The organism is Variovorax sp. VRV01 (assembly GCF_014852545.1).
GTDB lineage: Bacteria > Pseudomonadota > Gammaproteobacteria > Burkholderiales > Burkholderiaceae_C > Variovorax > Variovorax beijingensis_A.
This window is the reverse complement of record NZ_JACVBS010000021.1, coordinates 86,127-101,858: the sequence shown is the minus strand read 5'-3', so window position 1 is coordinate 101,858 and position 15,732 is coordinate 86,127. Positions and strand designations below refer to the sequence as shown.

General features: G+C 67.8%; 15 protein-coding genes. 14 read left to right on the top strand and 1 reads right to left on the bottom strand.

Annotated features, from left to right (window positions below; all coding sequences use genetic code 11):
• On the bottom strand, nt 1-126 hold a 126-nt coding region (locus IB278_RS28460; RefSeq protein ID WP_192326697.1), incomplete at its 3' end, for a type VI secretion system tube protein Hcp.
• Between the two features lie 900 nt (nt 127-1,026).
• Between IB278_RS28460 and IB278_RS28455 the strand changes: the two genes are divergently transcribed.
• The 14 genes from IB278_RS28455 (at nt 1,027) to IB278_RS28390 (ending at nt 15,556) form a co-directional block, all read left to right on the top strand.
• On the top strand, nt 1,027-1,521 hold the full coding sequence (locus IB278_RS28455; protein ID WP_192327141.1) for a pentapeptide repeat-containing protein: 495 nt from the start codon (nt 1,027-1,029) through the stop codon (nt 1,519-1,521).
• A 124-nt stretch (nt 1,522-1,645) separates the two neighbouring features.
• A complete protein-coding gene (locus IB278_RS28450) occupies nt 1,646-2,545 on the top strand; it encodes a LysR family transcriptional regulator (RefSeq protein ID WP_192327138.1) in 900 nt (299 codons plus the stop codon).
• Nucleotides 2,546-2,680: 135 nt separating this feature from the next.
• Complete coding sequence (locus IB278_RS28445) at nt 2,681-3,691, top strand: Bug family tripartite tricarboxylate transporter substrate binding protein (RefSeq protein WP_192327135.1); 1,011 nt, start codon at nt 2,681-2,683, stop codon at nt 3,689-3,691.
• A gap of 29 nt (nt 3,692-3,720) precedes the next feature.
• Nucleotides 3,721-4,629, top strand: coding sequence for an amidohydrolase family protein (locus tag IB278_RS28440; RefSeq protein WP_192327132.1), 909 nt, complete (start codon nt 3,721-3,723; stop codon nt 4,627-4,629).
• Nucleotides 4,626-5,612, top strand: a complete 987-nt coding sequence (locus IB278_RS28435; protein WP_192327129.1) for a Bug family tripartite tricarboxylate transporter substrate binding protein — start codon at nt 4,626-4,628, stop codon at nt 5,610-5,612. Before IB278_RS28440 ends, IB278_RS28435 begins: the two co-directional genes overlap by 4 nt.
• Nucleotides 5,613-5,653: 41 nt before the next feature.
• On the top strand, nt 5,654-6,343 hold the full coding sequence (locus IB278_RS28430; protein ID WP_192327126.1) for an RraA family protein: 690 nt from the start codon (nt 5,654-5,656) through the stop codon (nt 6,341-6,343).
• Entirely contained in the window at nt 6,340-7,266 is a 927-nt protein-coding gene (locus IB278_RS28425) for an NAD(P)-dependent oxidoreductase (protein WP_192327123.1), read from the top strand. Before IB278_RS28430 ends, IB278_RS28425 begins: the two co-directional genes overlap by 4 nt.
• Nucleotides 7,267-7,295: 29 nt before the next feature.
• Nucleotides 7,296-8,273, top strand: coding sequence for a Bug family tripartite tricarboxylate transporter substrate binding protein (locus tag IB278_RS28420; protein WP_192327120.1), 978 nt, complete (start codon nt 7,296-7,298; stop codon nt 8,271-8,273).
• A gap of 48 nt (nt 8,274-8,321) precedes the next feature.
• On the top strand, nt 8,322-9,278 hold the full coding sequence (locus IB278_RS28415) for a Bug family tripartite tricarboxylate transporter substrate binding protein (protein WP_192327117.1): 957 nt from the start codon (nt 8,322-8,324) through the stop codon (nt 9,276-9,278).
• A 7-nt stretch (nt 9,279-9,285) separates the two neighbouring features.
• A complete protein-coding gene (locus IB278_RS28410; RefSeq protein ID WP_192327114.1) occupies nt 9,286-10,173 on the top strand; it encodes an amidohydrolase family protein in 888 nt (295 codons plus the stop codon).
• A 29-nt stretch (nt 10,174-10,202) separates the two neighbouring features.
• Nucleotides 10,203-11,129, top strand: coding sequence for an SMP-30/gluconolactonase/LRE family protein (locus tag IB278_RS28405; protein WP_192327111.1), 927 nt, complete (start codon nt 10,203-10,205; stop codon nt 11,127-11,129).
• 135 nt (nt 11,130-11,264) lie between these two features.
• A complete protein-coding gene (locus IB278_RS28400; RefSeq protein WP_192327108.1) occupies nt 11,265-12,395 on the top strand; it encodes a saccharopine dehydrogenase family protein in 1,131 nt (376 codons plus the stop codon).
• A 91-nt stretch (nt 12,396-12,486) separates the two neighbouring features.
• A complete protein-coding gene (locus IB278_RS28395) occupies nt 12,487-14,238 on the top strand; it encodes a thiamine pyrophosphate-binding protein (protein ID WP_192327105.1) in 1,752 nt (583 codons plus the stop codon).
• A gap of 61 nt (nt 14,239-14,299) precedes the next feature.
• Nucleotides 14,300-15,556, top strand: a complete 1,257-nt coding sequence (locus tag IB278_RS28390; protein ID WP_192327102.1) for an NAD(P)/FAD-dependent oxidoreductase — start codon at nt 14,300-14,302, stop codon at nt 15,554-15,556.
• Nucleotides 15,557-15,732: the final 176 nt, after the last annotated feature.

The following is a 15,732-nucleotide window of genomic DNA, read 5'->3' as shown; positions in this document are numbered from 1 at the left end:
GCTGACCATGTTGCCAGGCTGCGTTGCTCCCCATGCGAACGACTTGATATCCGTCCAGTCCTTGTGGTTCGAGTCCTTGGATTCGCCGTTCGCGCCCTCGACGCGCATGAACATGTCTACTGCCATGGTGATTTCTCCTGAAGTCATTGAAGCGAAGCTGTCTGCTGAGATGGACAGCACGGGATGCGTCGATGAGCTCCTGGTCGGAGTCATTGATCAAGCGCGACTCTAGTAAGAGTCCGTTACTTGTGGATGAACAAAACAGCCCTCGATATTTTTTTAAAACTCGTTCGTGAATTTTTTCCGTCAGCAATACGAAGTAGTTTTCGATCCCATATTGCTTTCGAATTATTTTTTGCGTCGCCTGTGCGGGAACGAATGCGACCACCAATCCGGCGGCTCTCAGGATCCTGACCCTGTCGATGTCTTCGGGCGAGGTGATCGACTTTGGCAGGCGGGTCGATGCGATGCTTCGAAGCAGGTCCATGGTCATGGCAATCTCCTCGTGTTCAGTGATCGCCCCGATGTGCGATCGATGAGATGCCGCCGGCCTCGAGGACCCGCACTGCAGGCGGGTGCCAAAGGCAACCTCTACCAGCGCCGACGGGCATCTTCTGTAGTATTGCGCCCCGACGTGAAGGGCCGATGACGATGCGATGAGCGGGCTAGGCGCAACGGCGCGAAACTCGCCCGGCCCATTGCGGCGTGCATTTGTTCACGCATGGCGCACCCCGTCGCATGCATTGCTACTTTCGGGTGCTTAAGCGGCCTCGAACAGGACGTACATAATCAAACAACCCGGTCTACGTCTACGGCCTGATCCGCCAGGAAAGCCGCTTCATCGTCGGACCGCCTGCCACAGAGACGGTCATCCACGGGAGGCCCCATGTCAATTCGGCTTGTCGCCATGGACAGCCAGCAGCAGCCAATGTGCAGTGGGAGGCCATGGACAATGCTCCGCGCGTCATGGTCTCGTCCGGCGATCTGTTCATGCCAGTCGATGGCGCCTGAGTTCTCTTTTCCATCATGAGTTCCCAAAAAATCATCACCGACCACGACCTCTGGCGCAAAGGCATGGGAGGCGCACCCGCCGGCCTCGTCGGGCAGGCCGACAGCCTGGCCTATGCCGGCCTCGATCTCGACCTGGCCCAGTTCGTCACTTCCACCTTCAATGGCAGCAGCTTCGCGGCCACGACCTTCAAGCAGGCCGTCTGGCGCTCCTGCGGTTTCACGGGCTGCAACTTCACCGGCTGCGACTTCGAAGGCATCGCGCTCACCGACTGCGTCTTCACCGGCTGCGTGTTTTCTCGATCCCAGCTGCGGCACAGCCGGCTCAGCGGCTGCCGGTTCAGCAACTGCCAGTGGGATGCCCTGAACTTCGACAGCAGCCATTGGACCCGGGTCGCCATCCTCGGCTGCACCGGAACCACCGTGCAGGCCGACGGCCTGTCCGGCGAGCAGGTCGACTTCACGGGCAGCCATTTCGAGCAACTGGAATTCCGCAACGCTCGGATCAACTGACGCGCCTTCTTCCCAGGGTGCGGGGCGCTATATTGCGAACAGCCCGTGCCCGCCGGCACGGGGCAAGACCATTCGCTCGAGGGCCTGGCGCCATGCGTCGCGCAAGAGCAACCCAGGAGACATTTTGGATCTGCGCGACCTGCAGTATTTCGAGGTCATTGCCGAACTCGAGCACATGGGCCGCGCCTCCGAGCGGCTGCACCGGACCCAGCCCGCGCTGACGAGTTGCGTCAAGCGTCTCGAGGAGGCCTGTGGCGCGGCCCTGTTCGAGCGAACGGGGCGCGGCATCCGCCTCACGGCCGCCGGCAAGGCCCTGCTCAAGTGGGCGCAGCGCACGCGCTTCGATGTGGAGAGCGCGCGCCGCGAGATCGGCGACATCGGCCGCGGCCTGGCCGGCAACATCCGCATCGGCATCGTGCCCACGGCCGCGCAGTTCCTGTTGCCGCCGGCGGCACGGGAACTGATTGGCGAGGCGCCGGGCATCACACTTCGCACGACGGTCGCCCTGGGCGACATCCTGACGCCACTGCTGCGGGCCGGCGAGATCGACCTGATGGTCGGCACCGAAGGCACGCAGGAGCCGGGCTTCACCTCGAAGCTGCTTGCCGAAGACCCGATCGTCGTGGCCGCAATCAGTTCGCACGAGATCTTCCAGAAAACAAGGCCGACGCTCAAGGACCTGGCGGGCTACCGCTGGGTGCTGCAGCCGCCCGGTGCGCCGACGCGCGACTGGCTGGACCAGACCTTCGACCGCAGCCACCTGCCGCGGCCCCAGGTGCAGGTGGAAAGCACGATGCTGCTGATGCTGCCGAGCCTGATCGCCGAGACCGGCCTGCTGAGCTTCATCTCGCGGCTGCACCTGCAGGAAGGCCGCTCGGGCGCGGCGCTGCGCGAGGTGAAGGTCCGGGGCGTGACCATGCGCCGCCGCATGGTGGTCACCTACCGCGAGAGCGGGTACCTCTCGCCGGCGGCGCAGCGCCTGGTGGTACTGCTGGCCAAGCACGGGCGCTTCCGTTCCCGCTGATACCCCAAGCGGCATTTATCGATTCCAAGAAATTATCGATTGGACCGTTAAGGCCGCAGCGCGAATACTTGCCTCCATCGAACGCACCGGACCCACTTCACAGGGCCGGGCAGTTCGGCCACTGGAGACAAGTTCATGCCCTCTTTCCCGCTTCGTGCCGGCGCTTCGCGTCGTCTCGCCATGGCCGCCGCAAGCCTGGTTGCCGGCGCCACCCTCCTCGCGCCCGCCGGTGTTCTTGCGCAGGCCTCGTATCCGTCGCGGCCGATCCGGCTGATCGTGCCGTTCCCGGCCGGCGGCGGCACCGACCTGATCGCGCGTGAGGTCGCCAACAAGGTCGCCACCAGCAACGGCTGGTCGATCGTCATCGACAACAAGCCCGGCTCGGGCGGCAACCTCGGGGTCGATGCGGCCGCCAAGGCCGCGCCCGACGGCTACACGCTGGTGCTCGGCCAGACCAGCAACCTGGCAATCAATCCCACGCTCTACGCCAAGCTGCCCTACAACCCGGAAAAGGACCTGACACCGGTCGGCCTCGTTGCCAGCGCGCCGCTGGTGCTGGTGGTGGCGGCCGACTCGCCGTACAAGACGCTGGCCGACGTGGTGGCCGCGGCCAAGGCCAGGCCCGAGACGCTCAACTATGCGAGCTCGGGCAGCGGCACGGTGGCGCACCTGGCGACCGAGCTGTTCCAGAAGACCGCCAACGTCCGGTTCACCCATGTGCCCTACAAGGGCGCCGCGCAAGGATCGACCGACCTGATCGGGGGCCAGATCCAGATGTACATGTCCTCGGTGCCCACGCTGATCGGGCACATCAAGAACGGCAAGATGCGCCCGATCGTCGTCACCTCGCGCAAGCGCACGACCGATCTCCCGGATGCGCCGACGGTGGACGAGTCGGGCTACAAGGGCTTCGAGGCCGCCACATGGTTCGGCATCGCAGGCCCGGCCGGCCTGCCGAAGGACGTGGTCGCCAGGCTTAACGCGGCCTTCAACAAGGCGCTGCAGGACCCCGAGGTCAAGCGCAAGCTCGCGAGCCAGGGCGCCGAGGTGAAGGGCAGCACGCCGGAAGAGTTCGCCGCCTACATCCGCGAAGAAACCGTGCGCTGGGGCAAGGTCGTCAGGGACTCGGGCGCCAAGGTCGATTGACCACAAGCCGCCGCGGATCGAGGCTCGCCATGCAGACGCTGGATGAAGAGAAGGTGACGGCACCGTTCTCTGCGGGACAAGGCCGCACGCAGGTCCGCGTGCCCGCTGGTGCATGCGATTGCCACGTGCACGTGTACGACGGGCGCGTTCCCGCCGTGCCAGGCGCGCGACTCATGCCACCGGACGCGAGCGTCGCCGACTATCGGCAACTGCAGCAGCGCACCGGGACCGAACGGGTGGTATTCGTGACGCCATCGACCTACGGCACCGACAACCGCCCGATGTGCCAGGCGCTGGCCGGCTACGGCGAAGGTTCGCGTGGCGTCGCCGTGATCGACGAACTCGCCGGTGATGCGGAACTCCAGATGCTGCATGCCGCGGGTGTGCGTGGCATTCGCCTCAACCTCTCGCTGGGGGTCACGAATTCGCCGCGGCAACTCGAAGCGCTGGCGGCGCGTGCAGCGCCGTACGGATGGCACCTCCAACTGCTGGCTGCGCCGGATGCGCTGGCCGCACTCGAAAGCCGGCTCTTGCAATTGCCGGTCCACCTCGTCTTCGACCATCTGGGGCGCATCCCGCCGTCGCTTGCACGACGGCATCCGGCCCATCGGCTGATCCATCGCCTGCTCGACGCAGGCCGCGCCTGGGTGAAGTTGTCGGGCGGCTACATCGTGAGCGAAGCCGGCCCGCCGGCCTATGCCGACGTCGCGCCGCTGGCGCGCGGCTACCTGCAGGCCGCTCCCGAGCGCGTCGTATGGGGAAGCGACTGGCCCCATGCGTCGGCCACTGCGGGCCATCAACCGCTGCCCGACGACGCCCGACAGATGGAACTGCTCGCGCAGTGGGCCGGCGACGCAGCGGCCCTGCGGCGCGTGCTGGTCGACAACCCGGCCGTGCTCTACGGCTTCGATCTCGCTCTCCACAAAGGACAATCATGACCCTGTTCCGCTGGCGCCCACTTGCCGCCATCGCCCTGTCGCTTCTGGCCATTGCAACAGCCCCAGCCAAGGCGCAAGGCGATTGGCCGGCCGGCCGGCCCATGACATGGGTGGTGCCCTATCCGCCGGGGGGCACGACGGATATCCTGGGCCGCGCGATTGCCTTGCGCCTGGGCGCGTCGCTCGGCACAACGCTGATCGTCGACAACAAGGCTGGTGCCACGGGCACCATCGGCTCCGCCTTCGTCGCAAGGGCGGCGCCCGACGGCTACACCCTGCTCGGAACCTCGATCGGACCGCAGGCCATCGTGCCCAACCTGGTGCCGAAGATGCAGTACGACCCGATCAAGGCCTTCGAGCCTGTCGCGCTGATCGGAACGATCCCGCACGTGCTGGTGGTCGGCAGCAGCCAGCCATTCCGCACGGCGGGCGAACTCGTGGCGCAGGCCAAGGCCCAGCCCGGCGCATTGTCTTTCGCCTCGGGCGGCACCGGCACCATCTTGCAGATGCAGGGCGAACTGCTGCGTCTGCAGACCGGCGTGCGCATGACGCATGTGCCCTACAAGGGCGATACGCCAGCCCTCCAGGACGTTCTCGCGGGCCACGCGAGCTTCATGTTCGCGCCAGTGGCCGCGGCGCTGCCGCACATCCAGGGCGGCCGGCTCCGTGCACTGGCCGTGACCTCGGCGGCGCGGCTCAAGGCCCTGCCCGACGTGCCGACCATGGGCCAGGCGGGCTTCAAGGACTTCGTGGTGGAGCAGTGGCAGGCCGTGTATGCCCCCGCCGGCACGCCCGCAGCGGTGGTGCAGCGCCTCAACCAGGAGATCGTGCAGGTCCTGAAAGACGCCGAGCTTGCCGCCATGGCCGACCGGCTCGGCATCACGCTGGTCGGCAGCACGCAGCAGCAGCTCGCCGACACCCAGAAAGCCGACCTCGCCAAGTGGGGCCGGGTCATCAAGGACGCCGGCGTCCGGATGGACTGAGTCCGTCCACCCACACCTTTTCCATTCCCGAAAGAAAACCCATGTCCTCCAACCCTCCCGACATCATTCGCGATTTCGAGCGCGTGCCCGCGCACATCGTGGCGCAAGCCGCGCAATTCCAGCCCGCCATCCTGGCCGACGTGGCCGGCCGCCGCGGCGCGATGCATGGCCGCATCAAGGCGCTGCGCCCTCGCATGAAGCTCGCCGGCCCCGCCTTCACGGTGGAGGTGCGCCCCGGCGACAACCTGATGATCCACGCCGCCATCGCGATGGCCAGGCCCGGCGACGTGCTGGTGATCGACGGCAAGGGCGACCAGGGCTCGGCGCTCATGGGCACCATCATGATGACGGCCTGCCAGAAGCTCGGCATCGCCGGCGTGGTGATGGACGGCGCCTGCCGCGACAGCCTCGAGATCGACGAGATGAACTACCCGGTGTTCTGCGTGGGCACCAATCCGAACGGCCCGACCAAGAACATTGCCGGGCGCATCGGGCATCCCGTCTCGGTCGGCGATATCACGGTGCGCGCGGGCGACTTCGTGATCGCCGACGGCGACGGCGTGGTGGTGGTGGAGCGCGAGAAGATCGAGGCGCTGCTGCCCGCGGCGGCCCGGAAGGTCAGCGACGAGGCCGCGCGCATTGCCGCCATCAAGGAAGGCGACACCGCAGCCAAGTGGCTGAACGGCGCGCTGCGCACGGCCGGCGTGCTCAAGGAAGGAGAGGTGCTGTGAGCAGCATCTTGGTGACCGGCGCCGACCTGGCGCCGCAGGCCGTCGCGCTGCTCGAGGGCCACGAGATCGTCTACGCCGGCAAGGCACCGACCGAGGAAGACCTGGTGGCGCTGTGCCGCGCGCACGACCCCGTGGCCATCATCGTACGCTACGGCAAGGTCGGCGCCGCGGTGATGGATGCGGCACCCTCGCTGCGCGTGATCTCCAAGCACGGCAGCGGCACCGACACCATCGACAAGGCCGCGGCCCGGGCGCGCGGCATCGAGGTGGTCGCCGCCGTGGGCGCGAACGCCGCCGCGGTGGCCGAGCAGGCGCTGGCCCTGCTGCTGGCTTGCGCCAAGTCCGTGGTGCAGCTCGATGCGCGCATGCATGCCGGCCACTGGGACAAGGCCACGCACAAGAGCCTCGAACTCGGCGGCCGCACCATCGGGCTGGTCGGCCTGGGTGCGATCGGACTGCGCTTTGCCCGCATGGCCGATGCGCTGGGCATGCGCGTGATCGGCTTCGATCCCTATACCGGGAATCTTCCGCCCCATGTGACGGCCGTCGACCTGCCGACGATCTGGCGCGAGTCCGATGCGATCTCGCTGCATTGCCCGCTGACGGAAGACAACCGCGGCCTGGTCAACGCCGACACGCTGGCGCGGTGCAGGCGCGGCGTGATCCTGGTCAACACCGCGCGCGGCGGCCTCGTCGACGAGGCGGCGCTGCTGGCTGCTGTGCGTTCGGGCCAGGTGGGCATGGCGGGCCTGGACAGCTTCGCGGTGGAGCCGATGGCCGCGGGCCACCCTTTCCAGGGCGAGAAGAACTTCGTGCTGAGCCCGCACATCGGCGGCGTGACCGGTGACGCTTATGTGAACATGGGCATCGGCGCGGCGAAGAACGTGCTGCAGGTGCTCGCCCGGCAGCCGGCCACGAACTGAACACCGCTTCCAACAACGAGAGACAAGCCATGAAGATCCATCTGGCGACGGCGTCGCTGGCCGTTTCAATGGGGCTGTGCACGGCACTGCCCGCCGCTGCACAGACCGCCTGGCCCGCCAAGCCGGTACGAATCCTTGTGGGTTTTTCCGCGGGGGGCCCGACCGACACCGTGGCGCGCGCATTCGCCGAGCATGCCGCACGCGCGCTCGGCCAGCCTTTCGTGGTCGACAACAAGCCGGGCGCCAACACGATCCTGGCGGCGGAAGCCGTGGCCGGCGCCGCACCGGATGGCTACACATTGCTGCTGGGCGCGACCAACCACACGATGATCCCGGCGCTCTACAGCCATCGGGTGAAGTTCGACGCGGTCCGTTCGTTCGCCCCGGTGTGTTCGCTGGCCGTGAGCCCGACGGTGCTGGTGGTCGGGCCGACGATGGCCGTCCACACGGTCGGCGAGTTCCTGCGGGAGGTGAAGGCAGCGCCCGGCAGGCGCACCTATGCCACGCCGGGAAGCGGCAGCTCCGGCCATTTCGCGAGCGAACAGTTCACGCGACTGACCGGCACGTCGATGAACCACATTCCCTACAAGGGCGCAGCGCAGGCCATGACCGACCTGATGGGCGGACAGGTGGACAGCTCCTTCGCAACCCTGGGGTCGGTCCTCCCGCAGGTGCAGGCCGGCAAGCTGCGCGCACTCGCCGTCGCCGCGCCCAGGCGTTCGGCCCTGCTGCCGGGCGTGCCGACCTTCGAGGAGGCCGGCATCCAGGGCTACGCCGCCGACGCGTGGTACGGCCTGCTGGCGCCGGCGCAGACGCCGCCCCAGGTCCTGGCCGCGCTGCGGCGCGTGGCGACCGAGTTTGCCGGCGCACCCGCAACGGTGGAGAAGTTCCGCATGCTCGGGATGGAAGCGCGCAGCACCTGTGCCGACGCGTTCGGCGCGCAGCTCGCCAGCGAAGTGAAAGCCTATGGCGAGCTCGCGCGCGCCCTCGACCTGAAAGCAGAGTGAGCGGATGCGCTGCGCTCTTTTCCACCCGATCATTCATCGAGACCACACATGAAAACCTTCATCCGCCGCGTGCTGGCGATCTGCATCCTGGCCGCAGCCTCGGCCCATGCCGCCTTTCCCGAACGTCCGATCACCCTGGTCGTCCCCTACGCGCCCGGCGGTTCGGCCGATGCGCTGGCGCGCGTGCTCGCCGTGCGCATGGGCGCGAAGCTGGGCACGAGCGTGATCGTCGACAACCGCCCCGGCGCGAGCGGGACCATCGGCGCGAGCTTCGCCGCCAAGGCCCCGGCCGACGGCTACACCGTGCTCTACGACGCCACGCCCTACTCCATCAATCCGCACCTGTTCCCGCGCATGCCGTATGCGAGCAATGCGCTGCAGCCGCTGGCGTTGGTCTCGCTGGCGCCGAACCTCCTCATCGTCAGGGCCGAATCGCCGATCAGGGACGTGAAGGACCTGGTCGCCAGGGCCAAGGCCGCGCCGGGCAAGCTGAACTTCGCCTCCGGCGGCAGCGGCACGGTGCAGCGGCTGGCGGCGGAGCTGTTGCGCCAGCGGCTCGACCTCGACATGGTGCACGTCGGCTACAAGAGCGGCGGCCCCGCGATCGTCGATGTGACCGGCGGCCAGGTCGACTTCATGTTCAGCACCATCGCGGCGTCCTATCCGCTGGTCTCTTCGGGCAAGCTGCGGGCTCTCGCAGTCTCGTCGCCCGAGCGCTCCAAGCGCCTGCCGGACGTGCCGACGGTGGCCGAATCGGTCGTGCCGGGCTACGAGGCCTTCGAATGGAACGGGCTGCTGCTGCCGGCCGGCACGCCCGAACCGGTGGCCGCGAAGCTGCACAAGGCGCTGGTCGACGTACTGAAGGAAGACGAGGTGAAGCAGCGCTTCGCCGACGTCGGCGTGCAGGCCGTCGGTTCCACACCGGCCGAGTTCGCGGCCTTCCTGAAGAAGGAAGACGCGAAATGGGCCGAGGTGATCCGCAAGGGCAACATCAAGCTCGACTGACACGCCGATGGCCGATCTCCCGCTCACGCATCCCGTGCCGCATTCGGTCGGGCTCGAGCGCCCTTCGCGCGCGCTGCCCGCAGGTGCCTGCGACAGCCACATGCACATCTTCGATCCGCGCTTCGCGCCCTCGCGGCACTGGAAGCGGCAGCCACCGCGCGCCGAGGTCGCCGCCTATCGCCAGCTCCAGGAGCGGCTGGGCACGTCGCGCACTGTCGTGGTGAACCCGTCGACCTATGGCACCGACAACGCCTGCATGCTCGACGCGCTGGCGCAGCTCGGCACGAGCGCGCGCGGCGTCGCGGTGGTCGGCGCCGAGGTGGACGACGCGCAGCTCGAGCGCCTCGCGGCGCAGCGCGTGTGCGGATTGCGCGTGAACTTCGTGACGCCGCAATCCTGGGGCACCACCACGGCGGACATGCTGACGGCGCTCGCGCGCAAGGCGGCGCGCCTGGGGTGGCACATCCAGGTCTTCGTCCACCCCGGGCAGCTGGTCGAACTGGCGCCGCTACTCGAGGCCCTGCCCACCCCGCTCGTGGTCGATCACATGGCACGCATCGATCCCGCAGAAGGTGCGGCCGGCGCCGCCTTCGCCACGCTGCACCGGCTGCTCGACAAGGGCAACACCTGGGTCAAGCTCTCCGGCGTCTACATGCGCTCGCGAGAAGGCGCCCCGGCCTACGGCGACGCGCAGGCACTGGGCCGTGCGCTGGTCCGGGCTGCGCCGGAGCGCATGCTCTGGGGCAGCGACTGGCCCCACACCACCGAGGCGCCGGGCACGGTCGACGATGCCGGCCTGGTGAACGTGCTGCGCGCCTGGTGCGGCGACGATGGCGTGATGGACCGTATCCTCGTCGACAACCCGGCGAGGCTCTACGGCTTCGGCCAACCCTGATTGCGGCCCGTGCCGCGACGGAGACTCCCTTGTTCCTTCTTCAGCCCCCCGAAGTTCGAGACCTCGAAGTGTTCACGCGCATGCCTGATGACTTGCGCCGGCGCGAACCCAGCGCCTGGGCCGACGCCAACCGGGGCGGCCAGGCCACCGACTCATTTCTCGAAGGGCCGGTGTTCGACGATGCCGGCAACCTGTACGTGGCCGACATCCCGTTCGGACGCATCTTTCGCATCGACCCGGCCGGCGCATGGACGCTCGTGGCCGAATACGACGGCGAGCCCAACGGCATGAAGTTCCTGGACGCGCACACGCTGCTCGTCACCGACTACAAGAACGGCCTGATGCGCGTCGACGCGCGCACCGGTGCCGTCACGCCTCACCTGCAGCGGCGCAACACCGAGCGCTTCAAGGGCGTGAACGACCTGGTGCTGGATGCGCAGGGAAACATCTACTTCACCGACCAGGGCCAGACCGGGCTGCACGATCCCACGGGCCGCCTCTACCGGCTGCGGCCCGACGGCCAGCTCGACCTGCTGCTGGGCAACGTGCCCAGCCCGAACGGCGTGGCGCTCTCGCCCGACGGCAGGCTGCTCTACCTCGCGGTGACGCGCGGCAACTGCGTCTGGCGCGTGCCGCTGCTGGCCGACGGCAGCGTCGCCAAGGTGAGCCAGTTCTTCACCTCGTACGGCCCGAGCGGCCCCGATGGCCTGGCGGTCGATGCAAAAGGGCGCGTGATCGTCGCCAACCCGGGCCTGGGCTACGTCTGGCTGCTGAACGCCCGTGCCGAGCCGGTCGTCGTGCTTCGGGGACCGGCGGGGGCTTCCACGACCAACCTTGCCTTCGGGGGCAAGGACCGCAGCACGCTCTACGTGACCGATTCCACGCACGGGAACATCCTGACGGCGCAGCTCGATGCGCCGGGATTGCTGCTGCACCGCGGACGGCCCGAGGCCTGAGGCCTTCGAAACGTCACGCGCTTTCGTCGAAACGGCGAAACGAACCGCGCCTTCGCCGTTCTGCTCTCTACCGCCTGCCAGCCTTCGCTTCTACATTTTCTCCATGGAGCCTGAGCTCCTTTCTGGAGAAACAAAATGTCGAAGCTGCAAGTCAAGAATGTTCTGGTGCTGGGTGCGGGCAAGGTGGGCAGCACGGTGGCGGACATGATCGCCGAATACCACCGCATCCCGGTGACGCTGGCCGACCAGCGCACCGGCACGCCGTCCAATGATCCGCTGGTGCGGCAGATCACGCTGGACGTCGAGGACGAGGCGGCGCTGGCCGGCGAACTGGCCTCGCACACCGTGGTCATCAACGCGCTGCCGTTCTTCCTGGCGGCGCGCGTGGCCACCCAGGCCGCGCGGCTCGGCGTGCACTACTTCGACCTCACGGAAGACGTGGCGGCCACGCATGCGATCCGCCAGCTGTCCCGTGAAGCCACGTCGGTGCTGATGCCGCAAAGCGGCCTCGCACCCGGCGTGATCGGCATGCTCGGCGGCCACTTGGCGGGGCACTTCGACGAACTCTACGACCTGCGCCTGCGCGTCGGCGCGCTCACGCGCAATGCCACCAACAGCCTGCGCTACAACTTCACCTGGAGCATCGACGGCGTCATCAACGAATACTGCAACGCCTGCGATGCGATCGTGAACGGCCAGGTCGTGTCGGTGCAGCCGCTGGAGGGCCATGAGACCTTCACGCTCGATGCAGAAGCCTTCGAGGCCTTCAACACCTCGGGCGGACTGGGCACGCTGTGCGAGACACTGCGCGGCAAGGTGCGCAACCTCGATTACAAGACCATCCGCTATCCGGGCCACCGCGATGCGATGAACTTCCTCTTGCACGACCTGCGCCTGATCGAGCGCCGCGACCTGCTGCGCCAGGTGCTCGAACATGCGGTGCCGCACAGCCGCGAAGACGTGGTCATCGTGTTCGCCTCGGCCTCGGGCATGCGCGGCGGCCGGTTCGAACAGGAGACCCGCCTGGGCCGCGTGTTCGGCGCCAGGCTTCGCGGCAAGGACCGCACCGCCATCGAGCTCACGACGGCCGCCGGCGTGGTCGGCGTGTTCGAGCTGCTGCTGCAGGGCACGCTGCCCCGCGCAGGCTTCGTCGGGCAGGAACAGGTGCCGCTCGAGGCCTTTCTCTCGACGCGCGTGAGCCACTACTACCAGGGGCTCGGCGTGAGCGCCTCCAGCCCTTCTCGGCCGGAACTCGCCGAAGCCTGAGCGCTTCGCGCAAGCCGCGGCCCCGGGGGCGCACAACGCCCCGGCCCGGCCCTGTCTCTCTTTCCTTTTAAACCCGGACTGGAGTTTTGCCATGCGTGGTGCAGACGTGCTCGTGCAGATGTTGATCAACTACGGCGTCGACGTGCTCTTTGGTGTGCCCGGCGACACCAACGTGCCGTTCTACGAGGCGCTGCAGCGCCGCCAGGGCGACATCGAGCATGTCATGGCCCGCGACGAGCGCTCGGCCGGCTACATGGCCGACGCCTACGCGCGGCTGACCGACAAGCCCGGCATCTTCGAATGCCCCTCGGGCGCCGGCGCGATGTATTCGCTGCCCCCGCTGGCCGAATCGAATGCGTCTTCGGTGCCGGTCATCCTGCTGACCATCGACCTGCCCTTGCCGGGCGAGGGCCGCGGCATGATCACCGAGCTCGACTGCGCCAGGCTGTTCGAGCCCGTCACGAAAATGTCGGTGCAGGTGAAGTCGCCCGAGAAACTGCCCGAGATCGTTCGCCGCGCATTCCGCGTGGCCTGCTCCGGCACGCCCGGCGCCGTGCACCTGCAGATTCCGGAAGACATGCTGCTGGCGGAGATCGATCCCGGCGCCATCTCGCTGCACGCCGAGCCCGAATGCAGGACCTTCCCGGCCTTTCCGACGGCCCCCGCGCCTGGCAAGGTGAACGAACTCTTCGCGCTGCTGCGCAACGCCTCGAAGCCGCTGTTCGTCGCGGGCGGCGGCGTGAACCGCTCCTGCGCCGGCGGCGCGCTCACCGAGGTGGCCGTGAAGCTCAACGTGCCCGTGGTCAACACGATCACGGGCCAGGGTGCGCTGCCCGACGACCACCGCCTGGCCATCGGCGTCATCGGCGACAACGGCTTTCATCCGCATGCCAACCGCGCGCTCGAGGAATCGGACCTGGTGATCTTCGTCGGCTCGCGCATGGGCTCGGTCGTCACCGTGGGCTGGACCTTCCCCCGAATGACGCTCAACAAGCGCGTGGTGCAGATCGACATCAACCCCGAGCGCCTTGCCAACAACTACGAGAACCTGCTGTCGATCGCCGCGGACGCGCAACTGGTCCTCACGCAGATCCTGAGCGAAGCGCCCGTCGATTTCGATGGATCGAAGCACACGCCCTGGGTCGACCACCTGAATGCCTACCGCGCAAACTTCTGGGACCACGCCGAGGGCGTGCTCTCGCTGGACGACGTGCCGCTGCGGCCCGAGCGTGTGGTGCGCGAGTTCGGCAGGCAGCTCGAAAAGTACGGGCGGGCCGTGCACATTCTTTCGGACGCCGGCACGCCCACGCCCTACATGACGCGCTTCCTGCGCATCGGCGACCGCCGCACGCGCTTCGTGATACCGCGCGCCTTCGGCGGCCTGGGCTCGGCGATTCCCGCGGTGGTCGGCGCCTGGTATGCCGACAAGACGCGCCGGCCCATCGGCATGTTCGGCGACGGCTCTTTCAACATGGCTGTCGGCGAGCTCGAGACGCTGGTCCGCAAGAAGGTGCCGGCGCTCCTGATGCTCTTCAACAACGGCTGCTTCGGCTGGATCAAGGGACTGCACCGGCTCAAGGGCCACGACGAATGCCTTGGCGTGGACTTCCTGCCGCCGCGCGGCCAGGCCATTGCCGAGGCCTTCGACATCAAGGCCTGGACGGCCGCCACGCCCGATGAATTGATCCGGGCGCTCGATGAAGCCTTCGCCTATGACGGCCCCTGCCTGATCGACATCCACATCGAATCGCTCGCGGACCGCGTGCCGCCCGTGTATTCCTGGCTCGCGAAAAAGAAGCTCGATCCGCTGGCACTCGCGCCGGAAGACGTGGCCTATCTGTAGATCGGATCGCGGCACCAACGGTTCACGATAGACTTTTCGGCGAATGAACCGATTGGCCTGAATGAAGAACACTGTTGCCGTGCTCGGCGCCGGAATCGTCGGCGTGTCGTGTGCCCTCGAGCTCCAGCGGCGGGGTTTCGACGTGACGGTCTTCGACCGCGCCGCGCCGGGCCGCGAGACCTCCTACGGCAATGCCGGCGTGATCGCTCGCAGCTCGCTGATGCCGTTCAACCATCCGGGGTTGTGGTCCTCGCTTCCCAGGCTGCTGAAGAACAACTCCGCGGGCTTTCGCTACAACCCGCTTTTCCTCGCGAAGAACCTGCCGTGGGCGCTGAAGTTCCTGGCCAACACGCGCACGGCGGTCTTTCATGAAACGACCGCGGCGCTCGACGCGTTGATCCGGCTTTCGACGTCGGAGCACCTGCGGCTGCTGGGCGAAGCGGACGCGGCGCACCGCCTGCGCACCACGGGCTGGCTCTTTCTCTACCGCAGCGAGGAAGGCTTTCTCGGCGGCCAGCTCTCGCGGGACACCTTCAAGCAGTTCGGCATCGCCACGCAGCTGCTCGATGCGCAAGAACTCGCGCAGCTGGAGCCGCATCTGAAGCCGCTGTTCCCGCGCGCGCTGTGGATCCAGGACACGGCGTCGGTGGACAGCCCGGGCCAGGTGGTCGATGCCTATGCAAGGCTTTTCATTGCCCGCGGAGGCCGCGTCCGGCAGGCATCGATCGGCGGACTGCGCCGCTCGGAAGCAGGCGATGCCTGGCAGCTGAGCGAAGACGGCGGCACGCGCCACGAGGCCTCGCGCATCGTGCTCGCGCTGGGGCCGTGGACCCGGGAGTTCGCGAAGAAGGCCCTGGGCCTGTCGGTGCCGATGGCGTACGAGCGCGGCTACCACATGCACTACCGCGCTGCCGGCGGGGCCATGCTCGGTCGGCCGGTCTACGACACCGGCGGCGGCTATGTGCTGTCGCCGATGGAACAGGGCCTGCGCCTGTCCACCGGCGTGCAGCTGGCCGACCGCGAGGCACCCAAAAACCTCGCGCAGCTCGATCTGGCGGAGCGCGCCGCACGCGAGGCGTTTCCGCTCGAGGCGCGCCTTGACAAGGAAGCCTGGCTCGGCAGCCGCCCCACGCTGCCGGACAGCCGGCCGGTCATCGGCGAATGCCCGGGCCGCCCAGGCCTTTGGCTCGCATTCGGCCACCAGCACATCGGCTTCAACACCGCCCCGGGCACGGCCGCGCTCCTTGGCGCGATGATGGCCGGCGAAGCCTGCGCCTTCGATCCCGCGCCGTTCCGGCCTTCACGCTTCCTGGGCTGAAGCCGCCAGCGCATCCGCACCCGAACAAGACGGAGTGCACCGATCTGGCACCCCGGTCGTGCCCATGTGCGACCAGGACATTCAGGCGCCGCCCAACGGAAATGGTCGTTTCGCATGCCCGCGGTGACGGTATGACGAAAACTTCGCGCGATCCTGACGAACTGCCGCATTGCTCG